This is a genomic window from Enterobacter cloacae complex sp. IR5418 (assembly GCF_049238105.1).
GTDB lineage: Bacteria > Pseudomonadota > Gammaproteobacteria > Enterobacterales > Enterobacteriaceae > Enterobacter > Enterobacter hormaechei.
Window position 1 is genome coordinate 1 of record NZ_JBMKHS010000047.1, and the last position, 23,221, is coordinate 23,221.

The 23,221-nt window shown below is 54.3% G+C and carries 25 protein-coding genes, 2 tRNA genes and 1 pseudogene; 19 read left to right on the top strand and 9 right to left on the bottom strand.

Translation table 11 applies throughout. The annotated features are described in order from the left end of the window. On the top strand, nt 1–227 hold a 227-nt coding region (locus tag ACOTX7_RS21895; RefSeq protein WP_421626157.1), incomplete at its 5' end, for a GGDEF domain-containing protein. Nucleotides 228–265: 38 nt separating this feature from the next. On the opposite strand, the gene slyA is transcribed toward ACOTX7_RS21895, so the two are convergent. Next, complete coding sequence (gene slyA / locus ACOTX7_RS21900) at nt 266–706, bottom strand: transcriptional regulator SlyA (RefSeq protein ID WP_006808997.1); 441 nt, start codon at nt 704–706, stop codon at nt 266–268. A 187-nt stretch (nt 707–893) separates the two neighbouring features. On the opposite strand from slyA, the gene ACOTX7_RS21905 reads away from it, so the two are divergent. The 3 genes from ACOTX7_RS21905 to ACOTX7_RS21915 are packed head-to-tail and all read left to right on the top strand — an operon-like array spanning nt 894 to nt 4,026. Then, nucleotides 894–1,130, top strand: coding sequence for a DUF1656 domain-containing protein (locus ACOTX7_RS21905; RefSeq protein ID WP_032673505.1), 237 nt, complete (start codon nt 894–896; stop codon nt 1,128–1,130). Nucleotides 1,131–1,132: 2 nt separating this feature from the next. Next, a complete protein-coding gene (locus ACOTX7_RS21910; protein WP_047354075.1) occupies nt 1,133–1,993 on the top strand; it encodes an HlyD family secretion protein in 861 nt (286 codons plus the stop codon). After that, nucleotides 1,993–4,026, top strand: coding sequence for an FUSC family protein (locus ACOTX7_RS21915; protein WP_221255884.1), 2,034 nt, complete (start codon nt 1,993–1,995; stop codon nt 4,024–4,026). Before ACOTX7_RS21910 ends, ACOTX7_RS21915 begins: the two co-directional genes overlap by 1 nt. Here ACOTX7_RS21915 and sodC read toward each other — a convergent pair. From sodC to ACOTX7_RS21930, 3 genes are all read right to left on the bottom strand, one after another. Then, nucleotides 4,005–4,523: a superoxide dismutase [Cu-Zn] SodC gene (sodC, locus tag ACOTX7_RS21920; RefSeq protein ID WP_006809001.1), complete on the bottom strand. Its 519-nt coding sequence runs from the start codon at nt 4,521–4,523 to the stop codon at nt 4,005–4,007. The two genes, ACOTX7_RS21915 and sodC, sit on opposite strands and share 22 nt — an antisense overlap. 81 nt (nt 4,524–4,604) lie before the next feature. After that, complete coding sequence (locus tag ACOTX7_RS21925; protein ID WP_221255883.1) at nt 4,605–5,501, bottom strand: aldo/keto reductase; 897 nt, start codon at nt 5,499–5,501, stop codon at nt 4,605–4,607. A gap of 48 nt (nt 5,502–5,549) precedes the next feature. Then, a complete protein-coding gene (locus ACOTX7_RS21930) occupies nt 5,550–5,789 on the bottom strand; it encodes a DUF1289 domain-containing protein (protein ID WP_003857614.1) in 240 nt (79 codons plus the stop codon). Between the two features lie 148 nt (nt 5,790–5,937). Here ACOTX7_RS21930 and eptA point away from each other — a divergent pair, with 148 nt between their 5' ends. The 5 genes from eptA to rnt all read left to right on the top strand — a co-directional run bounded on the left by eptA (nt 5,938) and on the right by rnt (nt 10,618). Then, the gene (gene eptA, locus ACOTX7_RS21935) at nt 5,938–7,578 is read left to right on the top strand and encodes a phosphoethanolamine transferase EptA (RefSeq protein ID WP_221255882.1); all 1,641 of its coding nucleotides are present in this window, start codon (nt 5,938–5,940) and stop codon (nt 7,576–7,578) included. 26 nt (nt 7,579–7,604) lie between these two features. Further along, complete coding sequence (locus ACOTX7_RS21940) at nt 7,605–8,204, top strand: TetR/AcrR family transcriptional regulator (protein WP_221255881.1); 600 nt, start codon at nt 7,605–7,607, stop codon at nt 8,202–8,204. 53 nt (nt 8,205–8,257) lie between these two features. Then, a complete protein-coding gene (locus ACOTX7_RS21945; protein ID WP_221255880.1) occupies nt 8,258–9,355 on the top strand; it encodes an alkene reductase in 1,098 nt (365 codons plus the stop codon). Between the two features lie 99 nt (nt 9,356–9,454). Next, a complete protein-coding gene (gloA, locus tag ACOTX7_RS21950) occupies nt 9,455–9,862 on the top strand; it encodes a lactoylglutathione lyase (protein ID WP_003857623.1) in 408 nt (135 codons plus the stop codon). 96 nt (nt 9,863–9,958) lie between these two features. Beyond that, the gene (gene rnt, locus ACOTX7_RS21955) at nt 9,959–10,618 is read left to right on the top strand and encodes a ribonuclease T (protein WP_003857625.1); all 660 of its coding nucleotides are present in this window, start codon (nt 9,959–9,961) and stop codon (nt 10,616–10,618) included. 78 nt (nt 10,619–10,696) lie between these two features. Here rnt and grxD read toward each other — a convergent pair whose 3' ends face one another. After that, the gene (gene grxD, locus ACOTX7_RS21960) at nt 10,697–11,044 is read right to left on the bottom strand and encodes a monothiol glutaredoxin 4 (protein WP_006809007.1); all 348 of its coding nucleotides are present in this window, start codon (nt 11,042–11,044) and stop codon (nt 10,697–10,699) included. A gap of 338 nt (nt 11,045–11,382) precedes the next feature. On the opposite strand from grxD, the gene ACOTX7_RS21965 reads away from it, so the two are divergent. Both ACOTX7_RS21965 and sodB read left to right on the top strand, forming a co-directional pair. Beyond that, nucleotides 11,383–12,141 (top strand): C40 family peptidase, encoded by a 759-nt coding sequence (locus ACOTX7_RS21965; protein ID WP_032673507.1) that lies wholly within the window; start codon nt 11,383–11,385, stop codon nt 12,139–12,141. 122 nt (nt 12,142–12,263) lie between these two features. Beyond that, nucleotides 12,264–12,845 (top strand): superoxide dismutase [Fe], encoded by a 582-nt coding sequence (sodB, locus tag ACOTX7_RS21970; protein WP_006809009.1) that lies wholly within the window; start codon nt 12,264–12,266, stop codon nt 12,843–12,845. A 37-nt stretch (nt 12,846–12,882) separates the two neighbouring features. Here sodB and ACOTX7_RS21975 read toward each other — a convergent pair whose 3' ends face one another. Both ACOTX7_RS21975 and ACOTX7_RS21980 read right to left on the bottom strand, forming a co-directional pair. Beyond that, nucleotides 12,883–14,049: an MFS transporter gene (locus tag ACOTX7_RS21975; protein ID WP_221255879.1), complete on the bottom strand. Its 1,167-nt coding sequence runs from the start codon at nt 14,047–14,049 to the stop codon at nt 12,883–12,885. Between the two features lie 161 nt (nt 14,050–14,210). Then, on the bottom strand, nt 14,211–14,300 hold the full coding sequence (locus ACOTX7_RS21980) for a YnhF family membrane protein (RefSeq protein ID WP_003857632.1): 90 nt from the start codon (nt 14,298–14,300) through the stop codon (nt 14,211–14,213). A gap of 297 nt (nt 14,301–14,597) precedes the next feature. Here ACOTX7_RS21980 and purR point away from each other — a divergent pair, with 297 nt between their 5' ends. Beyond that, the gene (gene purR / locus ACOTX7_RS21985) at nt 14,598–15,623 is read left to right on the top strand and encodes an HTH-type transcriptional repressor PurR (protein WP_006809011.1); all 1,026 of its coding nucleotides are present in this window, start codon (nt 14,598–14,600) and stop codon (nt 15,621–15,623) included. A 17-nt stretch (nt 15,624–15,640) separates the two neighbouring features. Here the strand turns inward: purR and punR are convergent, their stop codons facing one another. After that, nucleotides 15,641–16,552, bottom strand: coding sequence for a DNA-binding transcriptional activator PunR (gene punR, locus ACOTX7_RS21990; RefSeq protein ID WP_047353996.1), 912 nt, complete (start codon nt 16,550–16,552; stop codon nt 15,641–15,643). A gap of 113 nt (nt 16,553–16,665) precedes the next feature. On the opposite strand from punR, the gene punC reads away from it, so the two are divergent. Together punC and cfa are read left to right on the top strand one after the other, a co-directional pair. Beyond that, a complete protein-coding gene (punC, locus tag ACOTX7_RS21995; RefSeq protein WP_221813622.1) occupies nt 16,666–17,850 on the top strand; it encodes a purine nucleoside transporter PunC in 1,185 nt (394 codons plus the stop codon). Between the two features lie 298 nt (nt 17,851–18,148). Continuing rightward, nucleotides 18,149–19,297 (top strand): cyclopropane fatty acyl phospholipid synthase, encoded by a 1,149-nt coding sequence (gene cfa, locus ACOTX7_RS22000; protein ID WP_039273624.1) that lies wholly within the window; start codon nt 18,149–18,151, stop codon nt 19,295–19,297. A gap of 31 nt (nt 19,298–19,328) precedes the next feature. On the opposite strand, the gene ACOTX7_RS22005 is transcribed toward cfa, so the two are convergent. Then, entirely contained in the window at nt 19,329–19,970 is a 642-nt protein-coding gene (locus tag ACOTX7_RS22005; protein ID WP_006809015.1) for a riboflavin synthase, read from the bottom strand. A gap of 225 nt (nt 19,971–20,195) precedes the next feature. Between ACOTX7_RS22005 and mdtK the strand changes: the two genes are divergently transcribed. From mdtK to ACOTX7_RS22030, 5 genes and pseudogenes are all read left to right on the top strand, one after another. After that, entirely contained in the window at nt 20,196–21,569 is a 1,374-nt protein-coding gene (gene mdtK, locus ACOTX7_RS22010; RefSeq protein WP_205921010.1) for an MATE family efflux transporter, read from the top strand. A gap of 153 nt (nt 21,570–21,722) precedes the next feature. After that, nucleotides 21,723–21,799: transfer RNA gene (locus tag ACOTX7_RS22015), tRNA-Val, on the top strand. A gap of 4 nt (nt 21,800–21,803) precedes the next feature. Beyond that, a tRNA-Val gene (locus tag ACOTX7_RS22020) sits at nt 21,804–21,880 on the top strand. A 99-nt stretch (nt 21,881–21,979) separates the two neighbouring features. After that, nucleotides 21,980–22,463 (top strand): annotated as a pseudogene (locus tag ACOTX7_RS22025) (DDE-type integrase/transposase/recombinase); the annotation flags it as partial. Between the two features lie 235 nt (nt 22,464–22,698). Beyond that, nucleotides 22,699–23,196 (top strand): DUF1440 domain-containing protein, encoded by a 498-nt coding sequence (locus ACOTX7_RS22030; protein ID WP_221813621.1) that lies wholly within the window; start codon nt 22,699–22,701, stop codon nt 23,194–23,196. Nucleotides 23,197–23,221: the final 25 nt, after the last annotated feature.

Genomic DNA, 23,221 nt, shown 5'->3' on the forward strand with positions numbered 1-23,221 from the left:
ATCTGATCCTTCAACTCAGCAAAAGTTCGATTTATTCAACAAAGTCACTCAGTGGTTTCGATAAAGCCAGCAGCGGTGGTCATCTTCCGGAACCGATTACCATCAGTATGGGCGTCTTCACCGCAACGTCACCGCAAACCAGTGCGGAAACCTGTGTGGAAAGCGCGGATAAAGCCATGTACGAGGCAAAAGAAACGGGCCGCAACCGGGTGGTGGTATTCAAATGATGACACAGGCCCTGCATGAGCAAGGCCTGTTAACAACGTCAGTCGCGTGACTGTAGGTCATGGATGTTCTGTTCAAGACGGGCGATGAGGCCAATCAGCATCTCCAGCTCGGCCGGGGAAATACCGGCCAGGATCTCCCCTCGCGTTTTACTGATGACGGTTTCCATCTCAGTAATAATTGGGGCTGCTTTTTCCGTCAGTTTAATCCGCTTGGCGCGACGGTCGCTGGCGCAGGTTTGCCGGGAGATGAGTCCCTTCTCTTCCAGCTGGTCAAGGGTACGCACCAGAGACGGCTGCTCAATACCAATCGCCTTTGCCAGTTGGATCTGTGACTGATCGGGCGGGAGCTGATGAATGTTATGCAGCGTAACCCAGTGCGTCTGTGTGAGTTCCAGAGGTTTCAGGCGATGGTCAATCAGAGCACGCCAAATGCGTACCAACCTTGCCAGATCAGAACCTAATGGCGATTCCAATTTCATCTCCTTATAATTAGCTTGCTAAGTGATTATAGTGATTTTAGAATAGTTTGCAGTATTTGTATTGCCAAAACAAATGCAATCACGGTATTCATCATTCCTGAAAGGATGATTTACACTGATTGGTAATGCGCCATCGCATTAAAAAATGCCGTTGTGGCCCTCATTCCACTGCAAAGGATCGCTGCTTGTGACGTTTTTTTCCTTCTCCGCAGGGTTGCCCCTCCAGGATCTGATTGTTGGCGCTTCGGTCTACTTTCCGCCAGTGTTTAAGGCCGTGATGGTCGGTTTTGTGATCTGGCTCGTTGCCCATCGCCTGCTGCGCGACTGGATGTATTCCGGTGAAATCTGGCACCCCATGTTAATGGATCTCTCCCTGTTTACCCTCTCCGTCTGTCTTGGCCTTGCCGTGTTAACCGTGTGGTGAGAATAGCATTGAAAACCTTAAAATATTTTTCCACTCTTTTCGTTTTAGCACTGGCGCTGGTCGCTGGCTGGTGGCTCTGGAATTATTACATGCAGTCGCCCTGGACGCGTGATGGTAAGATCCGCGCGGAACAGGTCAGCATCACGCCACAGGTGTCCGGTAGTATCAGCGCGCTTCTGGTGAAGGATAATCAGTTCGTTCACGCGGGGGATGTGTTATTTCGCATCGATGAGACCCCTTTCCATATTGCGGTGCTTAATGCCCAGGCGCAGCTCGCTAAAGCTCAGTCAGATCTGGCAAAAGCCAATAACGAAGCCGACCGCCGCCGACATCTCTCGAGGAATTACATCTCTGCGGAAGATCTCGATACCGCCAATATCAATGTGAAAACCATGCAGGCCAGCCTGAAGGTTGCAGAGGCAACGCTGAAACAGGCCGAGTGGCAACTCACCCAGACAGTGGTCAAAGCCCCGGTGGATGGCTGGATCACGAGCCTTTCTACCCGTGTGGGGGATTATGCCACCACTGGACAGCCGGTCTTTGCCCTGGTCGATAGCCACTCTTTCTATGTTGTAGGTTATTTTGAAGAGACCAAGCTGCGCCATATCCGCGAGGGCGCGCCTGCCCGGATCACACTTTACAGCGGCTCCGAAACGTTACAGGGTCACGTGAGCAGCATAGGTCGGGCAATTTACGATCAGAGCGTGGAAACCGATTCTGGCCTGGTGCCCGACATCAAACCCAACGTACCGTGGGTACGTCTGGCTCAGCGGGTGCCTGTTCGCGTCGAGTTTGATCACCTGCCGAAAGACATTACCCTGGTCTCTGGCACGACCTGCACCGTCGCCATCGGGTCGCGATAATGAACCTGGGGGCTTTCTCCTGGCGCAATACGCCCTGGATAAAAGCGACACGTCCGCAGTGGCGTTACGCGCTGCGCAACGGAATCGCCATGTGCCTTGCGCTTACGGTTGCCTACTATCTGAATCTGGGTGAGCCCTACTGGGCGATGACCTCTGCGGCGGTCGTCAGCTTCCCTACCGTCGGTGGCGTTATCAGTAAAAGCCTCGGGCGCGTGGCGGGTAGCCTGCTGGGGGCGACCGCCGCCCTGCTTCTTGCAGGCCATACCCTGAACGATCCCTGGCTCTTTCTGTTAAGTATGTCGGCATGGCTGGGGCTGTGTACCTGGGCCTGCGCCCATTTTACCAATAACGTTGCCTATGCGTTTCAACTGGCGGGTTACACCGCGGCCATTATCGCCTTTCCGGTCGTCAACGTGCTGGATACCACCGAACTGTGGGATATCGCTCAGGCACGCGTGTGTGAAGTGATGGTCGGCATTCTGTGCGGGGGCGTGATGATGATGATCCTGCCCAGTACCTCAGATGGCACTACGCTTATCACCGCCCTTAAAACGATGCATGCACGTTTGCTGGAACATGCCAGCCTGCTCTGGCAGCCTGACAGTAATGATGACATCCGTCTTGCGCACGAAAAAGTCATCGGCCAGATCCTGACCATGAATCTGTTACGCATCCAGGCTTTCTGGAGCCACTACCGTTTTCGCCGCCAGAACACGCTCCTGAACTATTTGCTGCACCAGCAGCTGCGAATGACCAGTGCGATCTCAAGCCTACGTCGAATGTTGCTGAACTGGCCTGCGCCGCCAGCCCATACCCGGGAGGTTATCGAGGCGCTGCTCGCCACCCTTGCGCGTCCGGATGCCGATATCTATACCGTGGCGCGTATTATCGCTCCGCTCGCCCCAACGGATGAATATGACTACCGCCACCGCGCCTTCTGGCAGCGTCTGAACTATTTCTGCCGCCTGTATCTGCGCAGCAGTCGCTGGTTAAAAGCCGTCGAAAATGCCACGCCCGTCACCGAATTTTCCGTTCCCGGTAGTCCCGCTCTGGCGCGCCATACCGACGCAATGGAGGCGCTGTGGAGCGGTTTTCGTACGTTTTGCGCGTTGACGACCGTGGGCGCATGGGCCATCACCACGCAATGGGATGCAGGCAGTGCGGCCCTGACGCTGGCGGCAATCAGCTGTGTACTCTATTCCGTCGCCGCTTCCCCCTTTAACTCCCTGACGCTCCTTCTGCGTACGCTGGTGCTGCTGTCGCTGTTCAGCTTTGTGGTGAAATTTGGTTTGATGGTGCAGATAACCGATCTCTGGCAATTTTTGCTGTTTCTCTTCCCGCTCTTAACCACTATGCAGTTGCTCAAGCTGCAAATGCCGAAACTTGCCGGTCTGTGGGGCCAGTTGATTGTATTTATGGGCTCATTTATCTCAGTAACGAATCCACCCATTTATGATTACGCTGAGTTTCTCAATGACAACCTGGCGAAGATCCTCGGCGTGGGGCTGGCGTGGCTGGCTTTCGCCGTGTTACGCCCTGGCTCTGACGCGCGTAAAAGCCGCAGGCATATTCGGGAATTACGCAGAGGGTTCGTGGATCAGCTGAGCCGCAGGCCACACCTGCGCGAAAGCGAGTATGAATCGCTGGTCTATCATCATGTCAGCCAGCTGAACAACAGCCAGGATTCACTCTCCCGTCGCTGGCTACTGCGCTGGGGCGTGGTGCTGCTAAACTGTTCGCACGTGGTGTGGCAGCTGCGCGCCTGGGAGACGCGTTCAGACCCGCTGTCGCAGGTCCGTGATAATTGTATTTCCATGCTCCGCGATGTGATGAGCGAGCGCGGGGTGCAGCAGCGCCCTCTGAGCGTCACGCTCGCCGAACTTCAGCGTATATGCGACACGCTGGCGCACCATCACCAGCCTGCGGCCCGCGATCTGGCGTCCATTATATGGCGGCTGCACTGCTCCCTGTCACAGCTTGAACAGGCGCCGCCACCCGGAACAATTGGCGATCAAATTACCCCGCAGGCATAGCGCGCCCCGCCGCCGCCAAGCGGTTTAGGTTGATCGGACATGTTATCGCCGCCCACGTGGATCATCAGCGCCTTGCCTTTGACCTCTTCAAGCTTTTTGAGTCGCGGCGCAACAACGGGATCGGTGGCTTTACCGTCGTTATTCACCACCAGCACGGGCAGATCGCCGAGGTGCCCCATCCCATCCGGGCCTTCATGCTTACCGGAGTTGTGCGGATCCAGATGCCCCCCTGCGGCTTCCGCAGCTGTTGGTTTCCCCTCTTTCATCGCGGGTTGACAGCTGCCTTTAGCATGAACGTGAAAACCATGTTCACCGGGTGGGAGTGCCTTGAGATCGGGTGCAAACTCCAGTCCTTTACCGGTTTCAGTGATTTTCACCGTCCCGATGGACTGACCTACACCCTGAGAAGTGACGAGATTCATTTCAACGTCCTCGCTGGCTGCCTGCGCCCCTGCGCACACAACCAGCGTGACCATTGCCAGAGCAAAACGCTTCATATGACCTCCACGGGTTATTTTTTGCACCTTAAGTCTATACCAGAGGCGCAGATTTCACCGGAAAGTCAGGCTCAGGTATGCTCAGGGTACGTCGTAGCCCAGCGCCGCCTTACGGATGCGGAACCACTGCTGACGCGACATTTCCAGCTCTTCAGCGACAAGCGCAGCACGGACGCGCTCAATTTTGCCAGAGCCGATAATCGGTAACGGTTTAGACGGCAGACGCAGGATCCAGGCGTAAACCACCTGCTCAATACTCTCCGCATTCAGTTCGCGGGCCACCGTTTCAAGCTCGTTACGCAGCGGCTGGAATGCCTCATCATTAAACAGGCGACCACCGCCCAGGCAAGACCAGGCCATAGGACGGATACGCAGCTGTTGCAGTTGGTCGAGCGTACCATCCAGCAGCAGCGGCTGATGAACAGGCGAGATCTCCACCTGATTCGTCGCCAGCGTAAACGGCAGACGAGACTGCAATAGCGCAAACTGTGCCGGTGTGAAGTTAGAAACGCCAAAATGACGCACTTTGCCGCTCTGGTGCAGCGCCAGGAAGGCTTCCGCAACCTCATCCGCATCCATCAACGGATCGGGACGGTGGATCAGCAGCAGGTCGATACGGTCGGTCGCCAGGTTAACCAATGACTGCTCGGCACTTTTAATGATATGCGCGCTGTCAGTGATGTAATGCCCAAGGGCATTCTCCGGTTTTGCTGTGGTGGCAATACCGCATTTGGTCACAATTTCCATACGTTCACGCAGCGCCGGGGCACGCTTCAGCGCCTCGCCAAAGGCGGCCTCGCACTGATAGCCGCCATAAATATCAGCGTGATCGACGGTGGTGATCCCGAGATCGAGATGCTCTTCTATGAAATCCGCCAGCTGGACCGGAGACATATTCCAGTCCATGAGGCGCCAGTAGCCCATGACAAATCGGGAGAATTCCGGGCCCTGTGGGGCAAGGGTAATACGCTGAACCATAACATTTTCCTCAAGGAAGTCATGTCACCAGTATACGCAATTACCCTGCTAAAACAGTGAAGGTTGCTGGGGTTCTTCAGGTTCAACCGCTTTGTTTGCACGAATTTTACGCAACAGACGCTGTCGGCAGAGCCGTAAGACCTCCTGCTTTTGCGCGTCGCTGAAATTTTGCCAGTTAAAACGTTCATCGCGCGTGCGCATGCACCCGCGGCAGTATCCTCGTTCATCAACCTGGCAAATACCCCGGCACGGGCTCTGGACAGGGAAAAATTCCAGTTGCTCTGCCACACCTACCTCCACAACGTGATTATTCCCTACAGTGAAGACCCTAAATGGCTTGCATGCAAGGAGTGTCTGCCACAAACAGGGCATTAAGGTTTCGCTAATCTTCCCTTCTTATACTCGCCACATTGATATAACGAATGGTCTGGTTATCATGTGGTTCACTAAAAAGTTACACTGTAACGATATAAAGTTTACGCTCGCCTGTGCACTTTTCTTCACCGTGTTGAATGCACTGTTTATCCAGCGCAGCTGGTCAATCATTGCGCCTGCGCATCTGCACGATGTCCTGTTTGCCGCCAGCGTACCGCTGGTGCTGTTCTGCGGCTGGGTCATTGTTTTTAGCCTGCTCAATATTCCCTATATTCGCAAGCCGCTCATGATCGTCCTGACCCTGGGATGCGCCGCCGCGACCTGGTTTATGTATACCTATGGCGCGGTTATCGATCAGAACATGATTGTGAACGTGTTCGAGACGAATTCTCAGGAAGCGACTGCCCTGGTGACACCGCAGATGATTCTGTGGCTGGTCGTGGCGGGTCTGGTTCCATCGATTATTTTAGCCCTGACGCGCATTCGCACCGGAAAATGGTGGTATGCCCTGTTGACGCGCTTCGCCGCAATGCTTGGCGCGCTGCTGGTAATCATCCTGGTCGCAGCGGTGTTCTATAAAGACTATGCCTCGCTGTTCCGCAACAATAAAAGCATCGTCAAAATGGTCACCCCGGCGAATTATGTGAGCGCCGTGGTGAAGTACAGCAAAATGCGCTGGTTTGCCGGCGACCAGACCCTGGTCCGCATTGGCGAGGATGCCCATAAAGGCGCGCTGATTTCCGGTCAACACAAGAAAACCGTGCTGGTTCTGGTGGTGGGCGAAGCCTCCCGCGCCGCAAACTACTCGTTAAATGGTTACCCGCGTGAAACCAACCCCGAGCTGAAAAAGCAGGATGTCATCAACTTCCCGCAGGCCACCTCCTGCGGAACCGAAACCGCCGTCTCCGTCCCCTGCATGTTCTCTGGTATGACGCGGAAAAAATATGACGCGGACCTCGCCCATCATCAGGAAGGTCTGCTTGATGTGCTTAACCACGCCGGGTTTAACCTGCTGTGGCGCGACAATGACGGCGGGTGTAAAGGGGCCTGCGACCGCGTGCCGCACACGGACATGACCCAGTGGAAGCTGGAACAATTCTGTAAAGATAAATCCTGTATCGACGACGCCGATCTCTACCGTCTGGATAACGTGCTGGACGGTCTGAAGCAGGATACGGTCCTGGTGATCCACCTGATGGGTAGCCACGGTCCGGCCTATTACAACCGTTATCCGGCCAGTTTCCGTAAGTTCACCCCAACCTGCGATACGAACGAAATCCAGGATTGCGATCACCAGTCGTTAATCAATACCTATGACAACTCGATTCTGTATACCGACAGTGTGGTCAGCAGAACCATCGACGCGCTGAAAGCTCGTCAGGCCAGCATGAACACGGCGCTGATTTACCTCTCAGATCACGGTGAGTCGCTGGGCGAAAGCGGAATTTACCTGCACGGCACGCCGTATATGCTGGCCCCGGAGCAGCAGACGCATATTCCGTTTATGTTCTGGCTCTCCCCGGATTATGTGAAAAACTTCGGCGTAAACACGGACTGCCTGCGTAGCCATGCCGCAAAAGAGGCGGTTTCACAGGACAATTTATTCGCTACCGTGTTGGGTATGATGGACGTGAAATCAACGGTTTATCAACCGCAGCTGGATATTCTGTCGCAATGTCGGCGTGAAGCTGGCTTGCATTAGACCGAACGGTCTATTAGAGTAAGGATATGAGCAGACACACTGAACACGATACGCGCGAACATTTACTGGCTACTGGCGAGCGCCTGTGCATGCATCGCGGGTTTACCGGGATGGGGCTGAGCGAGTTGTTAAAAACCGCTGAAGTACCTAAGGGATCGTTTTATCACTATTTTCGATCCAAAGAGGCGTTTGGCGTCGCCATGCTGGAGCGGCACTACGCCAGCTACCATCAGCGGCTGGCAACCCATTTCGCCAGCGGTGAGGGTAACTACCGGGATCGTGTTCTGAACTACTATCAGGAGACGCTGACGCAGTTCTGTCAGCAGGGCATCATCAGCGGCTGCCTGACGGTAAAACTCTCTGCCGAAGTGTGCGATCTCTCCGAAGATATGCGCACCGCCATGGATAAAGGGGCCAGCGGCGTTATAGCCTTGTTGGCCCAGTCGCTGGAGAACGGGCGCAATGAACAAACGCTCTCCTTCTCCGGCGATCCGCTCACGCAGGCGCAGGTGCTCTATTCCCTCTGGTTAGGCGCCAACCTGCAAGCAAAAATGTCTCGCAGCGCCGTGCCGCTCGAAAGCGCGCTGGCGCATGTGAAAAACTGTATTACCGCGCCAGGCGTGTAGCTGGCGTTTTTATTTACTGTTTTACTAGTCGACTGGTCTACTCAGGAGCCATTATGTCCGCTGAAAAGCTATTTACTCCACTGAAAGTGGGTGCTGTTACTGCCCCAAACCGCGTGTTTATGGCCCCACTCACCCGTTTGCGCAGCATCGAGCCGGGCGATATTCCAACGCCATTGATGGGTGAGTATTACCGTCAGCGCGCCAGCTCGGGCCTGATTATTTCTGAAGCCACGCAAATTTCTGCCCAGGCAAAAGGCTACGCCGGTGCGCCGGGTCTGCACAGCCCGGAACAGATCGCCGCGTGGAAAAAAATTACCGCAGGCGTACATGCTGAAGATGGCCGTATTGCGGTTCAGCTGTGGCATACCGGTCGTATCTCACACAGCAGCATCCAGCCTGGCGGTGAGGCACCGGTTTCTGCCTCTGCCCTGAACGCCAATACCCGCACTTCCCTGCGCGATGAAAACGGTAATGCGATCCGCGTCGACACCACCACCCCACGCGCGCTGGAGCTGGACGAGATCCCGGGTATCGTGAACGATTTCCGTCAGGCCGTCGCCAACGCCCGTGAAGCTGGCTTCGACCTGGTTGAGCTTCACTCTGCGCACGGTTACCTGCTGCATCAGTTCCTTTCCCCATCTTCCAACCAGCGTACCGACCAGTACGGCGGCAGCGTTGAAAATCGCGCACGTCTGGTGCTTGAAGTGGTGGATGCTGTCTGTAATGAGTGGAGCGCAGACCGCATTGGTATTCGTGTCTCTCCGATTGGTACTTTCCAGAACGTCGACAACGGTTCGAATGAAGAAGCAGACGCGCTGTATCTGATTGAAGAGCTGGCGAAGCGCGGTATCGCGTATCTGCACATGTCTGAGCCGGACTGGGCAGGCGGCAAGCCTTACAGTGAAGCCTTCCGTCAGAAAGTGCGCGAGCGCTTCCAGGGCGTGATTATCGGGGCGGGCGCGTATACGGCAGAGAAAGCCGAGGATCTGATCGGGAAAGGTCTGATCGACGCCGTGGCCTTTGGCCGTGACTACATTGCTAACCCGGATCTGGTTGCCCGTTTGCAGAAGAAAGCCGAACTGAACCCACAGCGCCCTGAAAGTTTCTACGGTGGCGGCGCGGAAGGTTATACCGACTACCCTTCACTCTAATCCCGCTTTGTTCATTGATAGCGGCGACCTTTCGCCGCTATACTAAAACATCGTTTCTGTTCAAAAAGATAATCCATTCCACTGGTTAATGAGGAAATTATGCGCCTACTTCACACCATGCTGCGCGTTGGCGACCTGCAACGTTCCATCGATTTCTACACTAACGTTCTGGGCATGAAGCTGCTGCGCACCAGCGAAAACCCGGAATATAAATACTCTCTGGCGTTCGTCGGTTACGGCCCGGAGTCTGATGAAGCAGTCATCGAGCTGACCTACAACTGGGGCGTGGACAGCTACGAATTGGGTACGGCTTACGGCCATATCGCGCTGGAAGTGGATAATGCCGCCGAAGCCTGCGAACGCATCCGCAGCAACGGCGGTAACGTCACCCGCGAAGCCGGTCCGGTTAAAGGTGGCACTACCGTGATTGCGTTTGTGGAAGATCCGGACGGGTATAAAATCGAACTGATCGAAGCCAAAGACGCTGGTCGCGGTCTGGGCAATTGATCCCGCAGGGCGCACTATGCGCCCGTTGTTTTGCTGCATCCCCTCTCAAAATTTGCCATAATGCGCACTGCTTTTTCCCCCTTGTAAGAGACCCTGATGTCCGATAACGCTCAATTTACCGGTCTGTGCGACCGTTTTCGTGGTTTTTATCCCGTTGTCATTGATGTAGAAACAGCCGGATTTAACGCTAAAACCGATGCGCTGCTTGAGATTGCCGCCATCACGCTGAAGATGGATGAACAGGGCTGGCTTGTACCGGACACCACGCTGCATTTCCACGTTGAACCCTTCGAAGGGGCAAACTTACAGCCAGAGGCGCTGGCCTTTAACGGTATCGATCCGACAAACCCGCTGCGCGGAGCGGTAAGTGAATACGAGGCGCTGCATGCCATTTTCAAAATGGTGCGCAAAGGTATGAAAGAAAATGACTGTAGCCGCGCCATCATGGTGGCCCACAACGCTACGTTTGATCACAGCTTCACCATGGCCGCCGCCGAGCGCGCCTCGCTGAAGCGTAATCCATTCCATCCGTTTGTGACGTTCGACACCGCCGCACTAAGCGGCCTGGCGCTGGGGCAAACCGTGCTGTCTAAAGCCTGTATCACGGCGGGTATTGCGTTTGACGGTACCCAGGCGCATTCGGCGTTATACGACACCGAGCGTACGGCGGAGCTGTTCTGCGAGATCGTCAACCGCTGGAAGCGTCTGGGCGGCTGGCCGCTGCCGATGGGCGACGAGGCCGATCTTCAGTCGTAGACCGGGTAAGCGACAGCCCTACAGGACAAAAAAAAGCGACCAACATACTGTGGTCGCTTTTTTATATCCGCAGAAAACTTACTCTGCGTCCGGCTCTTCAGATTTATATTTCGCCGCAGTCTCTTTGATCAGCTGTTGCAGTTCGCCGCGCTGATACATTTCAATCAGGATGTCGCATCCGCCAACCAGTTCCCCATCAACCCACAGCTGCGGGAAGGTCGGCCAGTTGGCGTATTTTGGCAGCTCAGCGCGAATGTCCGGGTTTTGCAGGATATCAACGTAAGCAAAACGCTCACCACAGGCGGACAGCGCCTGAACCGCTTGCGCGGAGAAGCCGCAGCTTGGCAGCTTCGGAGAACCTTTCATGTACAGGAGAATCGGGTTTTCAGCGATCTGGCGCTGAATTTTTTCAATAGTGGTGCTCATGTCTTGCTTCCTTTAACTTCTGTTACGGCATCAGTCTGACATTGTAGCGGGTCAGGCCGACATCGGAAAATAACATTTTTGTCACGTCTAATGATTTTATCGTTTATTGCATAAAGTTGCATTGCTAATGACGTTTATCGCCAGACGCGGCGCGGTTTTGCTTAAGGAGCGACCAGGAGTGCTTCACAACGGTGAATTTTTTTGCACTTGCTAACGAAACACGCGTTTTGAATGAAAAATGCTATTAACTTCTTCTGATTTTATGGATTAGAATCGACAGGTTTTGTAAATCTTACGCGGGTATGCATTGTGGCCTGCACTTATCAGGGGACTGCCCAGTGGCGCGGATAACTAAAATCTCGATGACGCTCTGTGCTTTACTGTTTACCACACTCTCATTGACGCCAGCGGCGAACGCCTCTGAACAGGCGCGGCATTCTGCCGTACAAAAAACGCATCTGGCAAAAAGCACAGAACGTAAGAAAAAAACCACCAGTAAGACAGTTAAGAAAAAAACAACCGCTCAGACCAAAAAGACCGCCTCCAGCAAAAGTAAAACTCTCCGTTCCGGCACGCACAAAACCACCCGCAAAACCGCCAGCCTGGTTAACGAAAAATGCACCGTTCGCAAAGGCCATAAAACGAAATGCGCTAAAGTGACGAAGCTGGCTGACGTGCATAAAGCGCGCATGCAGAAAGCGCAAAAAACGGCGATGAATAAACTGATGGGGCAAATTGGTAAACCGTATCGCTGGGGTGGCACCTCTCCCCGCACTGGTTTCGACTGTAGTGGGCTGGTCTATTATGCCTATAAAGATCTGGTGAAGTTCCGCATTCCGCGCACCGCCAATGAGATGTACCATCTGCGCGACGCTGCGCCTGTAAACCGTGGCGAACTGCAAAATGGCGATCTGGTGTTCTTCCGCACCCAGGGTCGCGGCACGGCCGATCACGTTGGGGTATATGTGGGTAACGGTAAATTTATCCAGTCACCGCGCAGCGGCCAGGACATTCAGATCACCTCCCTCAGCGAAGATTACTGGGTGCGCCACTATGTGGGTGCGCGCCGCGTAATGACGCCAAAAACCATCCGCTAATCCCTGCCCTGCCGCCTCCGTGGCAGGGTAAGTTCCTCTTTTGCATACCCTTTCAATTTGCTATTCTGTCCTTGTTGTCTGTAGGGTTATTGGCAACGTATAAAACTATAAGGAGAGAAGCAATGTCGTTCGAATTACCTGCACTACCGTATGCAAAAGACGCCCTGGCCCCGCATATTTCTGCGGAAACCCTGGAGTACCATTACGGCAAGCATCACCAGACCTATGTCACCAACCTGAATAATCTGATCAAAGGTACCGATTTCGAAGGCAAAACGCTGGAAGAGATCGTGCGCAGTTCAGACGGTGGCGTATTCAACAATGCCGCTCAGGTGTGGAACCACACCTTCTACTGGCACTGCCTGGCACCGAATGCAGGCGGGGAACCTACCGGTGATCTGGCCGCAGCGATTAACGCCGCGTTCGGCAGCTTCGCGGATTTCAAAGCGAAGTTTACAGACGCCGCCGTTAAAAACTTTGGCTCCGGCTGGACCTGGCTGGTAAAAGAAGCCGATGGCAAACTGGCTATCGTATCCACCTCGAATGCGGGTACCCCTCTGACCACCCGCGCAACGCCGCTGATGACCGTGGACGTATGGGAACACGCCTATTACATTGATTACCGTAATGCGCGCCCGAACTACCTGGAACACTTCTGGGCACTGGTAAACTGGGAATTTGTTGCGAAGAACTTCGCCGCGTAAGAGACACGCAGAAGGGGCAGCCCTTCTGCGTTTTTGTTTATTCCGCCGTACACACCGCTTCAGGCTGTTTACGACCAGACATCATCACCAGCAGCAGTCCGAGTGCGGCAATGATTGCCCCCATCACCGGCACGAAGCTGTAACCCAAACCACCGGAGATCACCGCCCCGCCCGCTGCGGCCCCCAGCGCATTGCCCAGGTTAAACGCGCCGATATTAACGGACGAAGAAAGCCCCGGCGCTTCGTGCGCGACGCGCATCACGCGCATCTGCAACGGTGGCACGACGGCAAAGGTTGCGGCGCCCCACACCACCATGGCAATCGCAGCGCCCACTTCGTTACGCGCCAGCCACGGAATAGCGACCATGATGACAATCAGCAGGGTTAAGAAGCCTTTCAACGTCCCGCTGACGGAGCGGTCGGCAAATTTCCCGCCGAGATAGTTGCCAATCGAAAAACCGACGCCAATCAGCACCAGCATCGCGGTAACATAGAGTGGCGTTGCGTGGGTAATATCGTGCAGCACCGGGGAGATATAGGTATAAAGGGTGAACATCGCCCCCGCCCCCAGCACCGTGGTGAGCAGCGCGGAGAGCACCTGGGGACGCATCAGCACCGCCAGCTCCTTACGCACTTCCGGACGTTCTCCGGCACTCCCCTTTGGCAAAGAGAAGAACAGCGCGACCATGGCGACCACGCCCAGCACCGCGGTGGCGAGGAAAGACATACGCCAGCCGATGGCTTCTCCCAGCCAGGTGGCTGCCGGAACGCCGCCGATATTAGCGATCGTCAGGCCCATAAACATGGTGGCGACCGCACTGGCCTGCTTATGTTTTGGCACCACGCTGGCAGCAACAACCGAGCCCAGTCCGAAGAAGGCGCCATGGTTGAGGCTGGTCAGAATACGGGAAAGCATCAGCGTGGTGTAATCCGGCGAAATTGCGGAAAGCACATTTCCGAGAGTAAAAATTGCCATCAGGAAAATCAGCGCATTGCGGCGCGCACGGTGCGAAAGCAGCAGCGTCATCAGCGGCGCGCCCACCATCACGCCGATCGCGTAGGCGCTGATTAACATACCGGCCGCAGGGATAGAGACGTCCACCCCCCGGGCGATAACAGGCAGTAACCCCATTGGGGAAAATTCAGTGGTGCCAATCCCAAAAGCGCCAATCGCCAGGGCCAGCAGGGGAAAATTGATTTTCATGAATGAACTCCGGATGCCGTGTCCTGACACGACACAGAACTAAGAAGTCAAAAGCATGACATCAATCACAAAAAATGAGAAGTTAACATTTTGGCAAAAGATTTTTGCCGGAGAAGGAACAGTTGCAGAAAGAGAGGGAGAAGCGTCTCCCCCTGTGTAAATCAGTGCAGCGCAGCCGTTAATCCACCGGCGACGATAAGAGCAAGAACAACAATGGTGGTAAACAGCGAAAACTTCAGATCGGTACTCATCAATTTTTCTCCTTTTATTCACCCTACGAAAAGTGAGCTTGCTCATTTTTACACAGTTCAGGTCAAAAATCTTCCAGGATTTAAACGGATATCCACTTTACCTCTTCCCCTTTTCATCAAGATAGGACAAAATTCCACGCTAAATTTATTAGCGTACCGGCCACTGACCCCCTCCTGACGTCCTGTGTCGTTTTCCCGGCGTGTCGCAACTCATGTTTGCGTAATAAGGGTGAGAGAAGGCAAACGTTTACCTTCATATTTTTCAGGAGCTTAGGATATGGTCTGGAGTGACATTTAATGGCAACAATTAAAGACGTAGCAAAACGCGCAAACGTTTCCACTACAACCGTATCACATGTTATTAACAAAACGCGTTTTGTCGCTGAAGAAACACGTAATGCCGTCTGGGCGGCAATCAAAGAACTGCACTACTCGCCGAGTGCGGTCGCCCGTAGCCTGAAGGTTAATCACACCAAATCGATTGGCCTGCTGGCCACCAGCAGTGAAGCGGCCTACTTTGCTGAAATCATCGAAGCCGTAGAAAAAAACTGCTTCCAGAAAGGCTATACCCTGATTCTGGGCAACGCGTGGAACAACATTGAAAAACAGCGCGCTTACCTGTCGATGATGGCGCAAAAGCGCGTGGACGGTCTGCTGGTCATGTGCTCTGAATACCCGGAGTCGGTCCTTTCCATGCTGGAAGAGTATCGCCACATTCCAATGGTGGTGATGGACTGGGGCGAAGCCCGCGCAGACTTCACCGACTCCGTGATTGATAACGCCTTTGAAGGCGGTTACATGGCGGGGCGTTACCTGGTAGAGCGTGGTCACCGTGAGATTGGCGTGATCCCGGGGCCGCTGGAGCGTAACACCGGTGCTGGCCGTCTGGCCGGTTTCATGAAAGCGATGGAAGAGGCGCTGATCACCGTACCGGAAAACTGGATTGTTCAGGGCGACTTTGAGCCGGAGTCGGGCTATCGCGCCATGCAGCAGATCGTCTCCCAGCCACATCGCCCTACCGCGGTGTTCTGCGGCGGCGACATCATGGCGATGGGCGCGCTCTGCGCGGCAGATGAACTCGGCCTGCGCGTCCCGCAGGACATCTCGGTGATTGGCTATGACAACGTGCGCAACGCCCGCTTCTTTACCCCGGCGCTGACCACCATTCACCAGCCAAAAGATTCGCTGGGTGAAACGGCCTTCAATATGCTGATGGACAGGATCGTCAACAAGCGTGAACAGTCCCAGTCCATTGAAGTCCATCCGCGCCTGATTGAACGCCGTTCCGTTGCGGACGGTCCGTTCCGCGACTACCGTCGTTAATCCTTTTACGGGGTCAGCTATGCTGGCCCCCGTAACCACTCCCGGTTCAGCGTTTCGCTGTCACCCAGATAATCCAGCAGCCAGGCCATGGCGGGTGAGACGTCGTTTTGCTGCCACGTCAGACAGCACGCAGCATCCGGGAAGGGATTTTCCAGCGTCAGCGCCACCCACTCCCCCGCGTCGATGCGCGGACGCGCAAAATGCACCGGCACCATGCCAACACACAGCCCCGCGCTCAGACAGGTGGCTGACGACTCCCAGTCCGGCGCGACCACGCGGCGCTGATTATCCAGCAGCCAGGTAATGCGCTTGGGCAGCGAACGGGAAGTATCTTCCAGCACCAGCGAAGGCCAGTTGCGCAAGGTGTCATCGCTCAACGGCCCTTCCAGCGCCGCCAGCGGGTGATCGCGCGCGACTACGCAGGTCCAGCTCAGCATGCCCATGTCGCGAAACGCGTAGCGCCCACCAACCGGGATCGCCTGGGTTGCACCAATCGCCATCTCTGCCCTGCCGTCCGCCAGCGCGTCCCAGACGCCGTTGAACACTTCCTGCGATACACGCAGTTCGACGTCGGAAAAATGACGATAAAAATCGACGATCATCTGCCGGGTCCGTTCCGGCTTAACGATATTATCTACCGCGATTGAGAGATGCCCGCGCCAGCCGTTGGCGATCTGCTGACACTGCTCGCGGGTGATCTGCATTTTTTTGATAACAGACCGCCCTTCTTTCAAAAACCACGCTCCGGCAGGCGTGAGTTCTACATCGCGATGACGCCGCTCAAACAGCGGGACCGCCAGCCATGCTTCAAGCTGACGCACCGTATAGCTGATAGCCGAAGGAACGCGATGCAGCTCCTGGGCGGCACCGGTGAAGCTGCCGTTACGCGCCACGGCATCGACCACTTCAAGGGAATAATCTGACCACATCTTTTGCCTGCAAAATTTTTGAATGGACCCGCCAAATATTAGCGTTTCACAAGCCGCTTTGCACTCCCTACACTCTGCGCCAACGTACACCTGCCTCCTCAGGAGAATAAACAGTGCAACCCAGGAAAGGATTTTTAGTCTGGCTCGGCGGCTTAAGCGTGCTGGGCTTTTTGGCGACCGATATGTATCTGCCCGCGTTCGCCGCGATGCAGGAAGATTTGCAAACCCCTGCCGCCGCCATCAGCGCCAGTTTAAGCTTGTTCCTTGCCGGCTTTGCTTTTGCGCAATTGCTGTGGGGGCCGCTCTCGGATCGTTTTGGCCGTAAACCTGTCCTGTTGCTGGGGCTGGCGATTTTTGCCGTAGGCTGTCTGGGTATGCTGTGGGTCCGCGATGCCGCCTGGCTACTGGCGCTGCGCTTTATTCAGGCGGTCGGCGTCTGTGCCGCAGCGGTCACCTGGCAGGCGCTGGTGACCGATTATTATCCGGCCTCGCGCACTAACCGCATTTTCGCCACCATTATGCCGCTGGTTGGCCTGTCACCGGCCCTCGCCCCGCTGCTGGGCAGCTGGATCCTGGCGCATTTCGACTGGCAGGCCATTTTTGCCACGCTCTTTGCCATCACGCTGGTGCTCATGCTGCCCGCAATCGGGCTTAAACCAGCACATAAAAAAGAGACACATCCGGACGCGAAGCCCATTACTTTTACCACCTTACTGCGGGCAAAAGCCTATCGCGGTAACGTGCTGATTTATGCCGCCTGCTCTGCCAGCTTCTTTGCCTGGCTGACCGGTTCGCCGTTCATTCTGCATGATATGGGCTACAGCCCGGCGGCTATCGGCCTGAGCTACGTTCCACAGACCATCGCCTTCCTGGTGGGCGGTTATGGCTGTCGCGCCGCACTGCAAAAATGGGATGGCCAGCAGATGCTGCCCTGGTTACTGGTGCTGTATGCGTTAAGCGTGATTGCGACCTGGGGCGTAGGCTTTATTCCTGGCGCCGGGCTGGCAGAAATTTTGATTCCGTTCTGCGTCATGGCGATCGCGAACGGGGCCATCTACCCTATCGTTGTGGCCCAGGCGTTGCGTCCTTTCCCGCAGGCGACAGGCCGCGCTGCCGCGCTGCAAAATACCTTGCAACTTGGCCTGTGTTTCCTGGCCAGCCTCGTGGTCTCTGCGCTGATTGCCACACCGCTGCTCACCACTACCAGCGTGATGCTGGTTACCGTTGCGCTGGCAGGGCTGGGCTATCGCATGCAATCCTCTGCCCATCGCGCGCAGACAGAAACGTCGCACGCCTGATTGCATGGGAAATTATGTTAATAACCAGTGATTAGGTTGCTAACAATTTTCTGTTGAATCACCAAATTTTGCGGCCTATACTGAATTTGGTTCGATTAAATACGATAAATATTAAGTGTTAACGGGAGCCGGAGTGCTCCCGTTTTACCATGGAAGGCATTTCGGCAAGGGTCATCTCCCTTCCTCTGTTCTACGTCGGATATTAGCCTCACGGGCATTTACCGTGAGATTTCTCACAAACCAAAAAAGCGTCTACGCTGTTTTAAGGTTCTGATCACAGCAAGGTGATGGAGAAGCTATGAGTTCATCGTGTATAGAAGAAGTCAGCGTTCCGGACGATAACTGGTCCAGGATCGTCAGTGAACTGTTGGGACGTGCGGGCATTACGATTAATGGCGCATCCCCCTCCGATCCCCAGATCAAACATCCCGATTTTTTCAAACGCGTGTTACAGGAGGGATCGTTAGGGCTGGGTGAAAGCTATATGGACGGCTGGTGGGAGTGTGAGCGGCTGGATATGTTCTTCTCCAGCGTATTACGCGCCGGTCTTGAAAAACAGCTCCCTCGTCATTTCAAAGATACGTTACGTATCGCCTCCGCCCGCCTGTTCAATCTGCAAAGTAAAAAAAGGGCGTGGATCGTCGGTAAAGAGCATTATGACCTGGGCAACGATCTGTTCAGCCGTATGCTCGATCCTTTAATGCAGTACTCCTGCGGATACTGGAAAAAAGCGACCACCCTGGAAGAGGCGCAGCAGGACAAACTGCAACTGATCTGCGATAAATTGCAGTTACAGCCCGGTATGCGGGTGCTGGACATCGGCTGTGGCTGGGGTGGTCTTGCCTGGTTTATGGCGAAACATTTCGGCGTCAGCGTCGTCGGTGTCACCATTTCGGCTGAACAGCAGAAGATGGCGCAGGAACGCTGTCTGGGTCTGGATGTTGATATTCGGCTTCAGGACTACCGCGACCTGAACGAGCAGTTCGACCGCATTGTTTCCGTAGGCATGTTCGAGCACGTGGGGCCGAAGAACTACAAGACCTACTTCGAGGTTGCCGATCGTAACCTGAAGCCTGACGGAATTTTTCTGCTACACACCATCGGCTCTAAGCGCACCGATAACAATGTGGATCCCTGGATCAACAAATATATCTTCCCGAATGGCTGTTTACCCTCTGTTCGCCAGATAGCGAACGCCAGCGAACCGCATTTTATTGTGGAAGACTGGCATAACTTCGGTGCAGATTACGACACGACTTTGATGGCCTGGCATGAACGTTTCCAGGCTGCATGGCCTGAAATCGCCGACAACTATTCGGAACGATTCAAACGGATGTTTAGCTATTATCTCAATGCTTGTGCGGGCGCATTCCGCGCACGGGATATACAGCTATGGCAGGTGGTGTTTAGTCGTGGTATTGAACACGGTTTGCGTGTGGCCCGCTGAAAAATTAACCCCGGTTACCCGGGGTTATTTTTTATTCTTCTTCCACGGCCTTTATTATCGCCGCCTCTTTCGCCGCCAGCACGCGCTCAACGGTATCCACGACCGCCTGGGTCTGCGGATCGATTTCGATATTCACGCGCTGCCCCAGTTTTTTTGCGCCGAGCGTGGTACGTTGCAGCGTTTCAGGAATTAAATGCACGCAAAAACGCGTTGGCGTCACTTCACCGACGGTCAGACTAATCCCATCGATGCCAATAAATCCTTTATACAGGATGTATTTCATTAATGACGGATCCTGCACCTTAAACCAGATTTGACGGTTATTTTCCGAGGTGACGATTTTCGCCACTTCTGCGGTGGTCATAATATGGCCCGACATCAGGTGCCCGCCAATCTCATCGCTGAATTTCGCCGCCCGTTCAACGTTGACGATGTCCCCTACCACCAGCTCACCCAGGTTAGTGATGCGCAGCGTCTCTTTCATTAAATCGAAACTGATCTGGTTACCGTTAATTTCAGTCACCGTCAGGCAGCAACCGTTATGCGCTATCGACGCCCCGGTTTCAATGCCGTCGAGCATATATTCAGGCAGCTCAACCACGTGAGTACGGAAATTCGGTTTTTCATCAATGGACACCACTTTGGCTGTGCCCTGCACAATACCAGTAAACATGCTTACAGCTCCTGTTCATTCCGAACGGCGATGACACCGTATAATCCCACCACAATAACAGTTGAAAAAACAGGTTGCCAGTGATGCTCAATTTCTGGCGATTTTTTCACTAGATAATTAGTTAAACCCCGCTACAATAGCTGGCATCCCTCTGTTTTTTCTTCTTGCTGCCAGTTACGGCGGCCTTTTTAGTCTCTCAAATAACTACAATACAAAGGTGTTCACGTGCAGAAGTATATGATCGAAGCGCGTCAGTTATTGGCACTGGCAATACCGGTGATCGTCGCGCAGGTAGCCCAAACCGCAATGGGATTTGTGGATACGGTAATGGCCGGTGGTTACAGCGCCACTGATATGGCCGCCGTGGCGATCGGAACCTCAATCTGGCTCCCGGCCATTCTTTTTGGTCACGGCCTGCTGCTGGCGCTGACGCCTGTCATTGCACAGCTTAACGGCTCCGGTCGACGCGACCGCGTGGCCCATCAGGTGCGCCAGGGCTTCTGGCTGGCCGGGGGTGTCTCCTTACTGATTATGATCGTCCTGTGGAACGCCGGGTATATTATCCGCGCCATGCATAATATCGACCCGGCCCTGGCAGATAAGGCGGTCGGTTATCTGCGCGCCCTGCTTTGGGGTGCCCCCGGCTATCTGTTCTTCCAGGTGGCACGTAACCAGTGTGAAGGGCTGGCAAAAACCAAGCCGGGCATGGTGATGGGTTTTATCGGCTTGCTGGTGAATATTCCCGTGAACTATATCTTTATTTACGGTCATTTTGGCATGCCGGAACTCGGCGGCGTGGGCTGCGGCGTGGCGACGGCTGCGGTGTACTGGGTGATGTTCGGCTGTATGATCACCTACATTAAACATGCGCGATCCATGCGTGATATTCGTAACGACACCACGTTCAGCGCGCCTGACTGGACGCTCATGACCCGTCTCTTTCAGCTGGGGCTGCCCATTGCGCTGGCGCTGTTCTTCGAAGTGACGCTGTTTGCCGTCGTCGCCCTGCTGGTATCGCCGTTAGGGATTATCGATGTGGCAGGACACCAGATCGCGCTGAACTTCAGCTCTTTGATGTTCGTCCTGCCGATGTCCCTGGCAGCTGCGGTGACGATCCGCGTGGGCTTTCGACTGGGACAAGGCTCAACGCTGGATGCACAAACGGCGGCCCGCACCGGACTGGGCGTTGGCGTCTGCATGGCAGTTTGCACCGCGCTCTTTACGGTGCTGTTGCGTGAGCACATTGCCCTGCTCTATAACGACAACCCGGAAGTAGTGACCCTGGCCTCGCATCTGATGCTGCTGGCCGCCATTTATCAGATATCAGATTCCATTCAGGTGATTGGCAGCGGCGTGCTGCGTGGCTATAAAGATACGCGCTCTATCTTCTTTATCACCTTTATCGCTTACTGGGTGCTGGGCCTGCCGTGTGGGTACATTCTGGCGCTCACGGATCTGGTGGTGGATCGCATGGGACCAGCCGGATTCTGGATGGGCTTTATCATCGGCTTAACGTCAGCGGCCATTATGATGATGCTGCGCATGCGCTTCCTGCAACGTCAGCCGTCTGCGGTTATTTTGCAGCGCGCTGCACGTTAATGACACAGTAGCCGCTGGCTGGCGGCTACTTTCTCTTCACTTTGCGCGGTAATGAAGCAATCGCGTGAAATCAGAGAGAAAAATGCATTTTCCCTCTTGCCACCTCGGTGCTGTGCCGCTAATATTCGTCCCCGTTGTCACCGACAACACAATGCGTTCATAGCTCAGTTGGTTAGAGCACCACCTTGACATGGTGGGGGTCGTTGGTTCGAGTCCAATTGAACGCACCATCCTGCGTCTGTAGCTCAGTTGGTTAGAGCACCACCTTGACATGGTGGGGGTCGATGGTTCGAGTCCATTCAGACGCACCAATCTGTTTTCTCTCTGTAATTCCTCAATTTTATCCTCTGATATCCCGTAACATTGCTGACTTATAATGTCGAGCGTTGGCAGAGCGTTTTTCCTCGCATATTCGTTTGCTCTGTAGGGTTCTGGATGTCCATCCGAGTGGATTTTATTTCTGGCTTAAGCAACCACATTCACAGCGCCACCAGACAGACCAGATGCTGACCGGGAAGATCAAACAGTTCTGGCTTGAGTCTGGCTGCTGATGAAGCGTGCCGGAATAAAAGCTCAGGTTGGGTACCGTAGCCCATGTGCACGTAAAGGCGAAGCCAGCATCGTGACACCCAACAGGCTCCAGCGGCAGTTCAATCCGGACTCACCGGATGAGCGTTGGGTGACGGACATAACCTACATCCGAACCCACGAAGGTTGGCTGTCTCTCGCCGTGGTGGTTGACCTGTTCTCCCGAAAAGTATCGGCTGGTCAATGCAACCCCGCATGACAAAAGAGATTGTCCTGAACGCATTACTTATGGCGGTGTGGAGGCGTAATCCTCAAAAGCAGGTACGGGTTCACTCTGATCAGGGCAGTCAGTCAGATGCCACCGACTGAATATGAAAACCTATATTATCAACGGCTCAGAAGTGTCTGGATTATCCGTGGCAATTCAGTGGCCGACAATACGTCGGTCACGTTTTATATAAGAAGCAACTTAACCTTTTCAGCTCAGTACCGTTAAATTCTTTTATAACTTATTGAAATCCCTTCCTTCAATGCACTCTAAATACCAGCTGCTAAAATATAGACGATGCTATTAATAAGCAAATCGCTGGAGATCTACGCTATGACAAAAAGTAAAGTGAATCTAAAAATTCTGTTCTGGGGCACTATTATTGGGGGATTTATGAGTTCCTTGATAAAGTCCGGAACTGAAGCCAATATGCCACCTCGTATCGCCGGGGAGATATCACCACCAGCGGTCCATATAGACGCCTGGCTTGGGTGGGCAGGAATCAACTCCCATTCACTGGATTACGTTTATCAGGGCGTAACTATTCCGGGTGCAGTTATGCTATATCACTGGTTGTTCAGCTTTGCATTCGCCTTCCTCTATGTCCTCATCTCTGCATACTGGCCCAAAATCAGGTTATGGTATGGCGCTGCGTACGGGTTAATCATTACTATCGTTATGCACGGTTTCCTTATTCCTGCATTAGGCTTCAGACATCCAGCTTATTTAAATGGCGAAATCGGCTGGCTATGGAACCTTAATGGTTATGAATTATGGAGCGAAATATTAGGCCATATATGGGCTTTGTTGAATAAATCAGATTTCGGGTAAGTCTCCCCGTAGCGGGTTGTGTTTT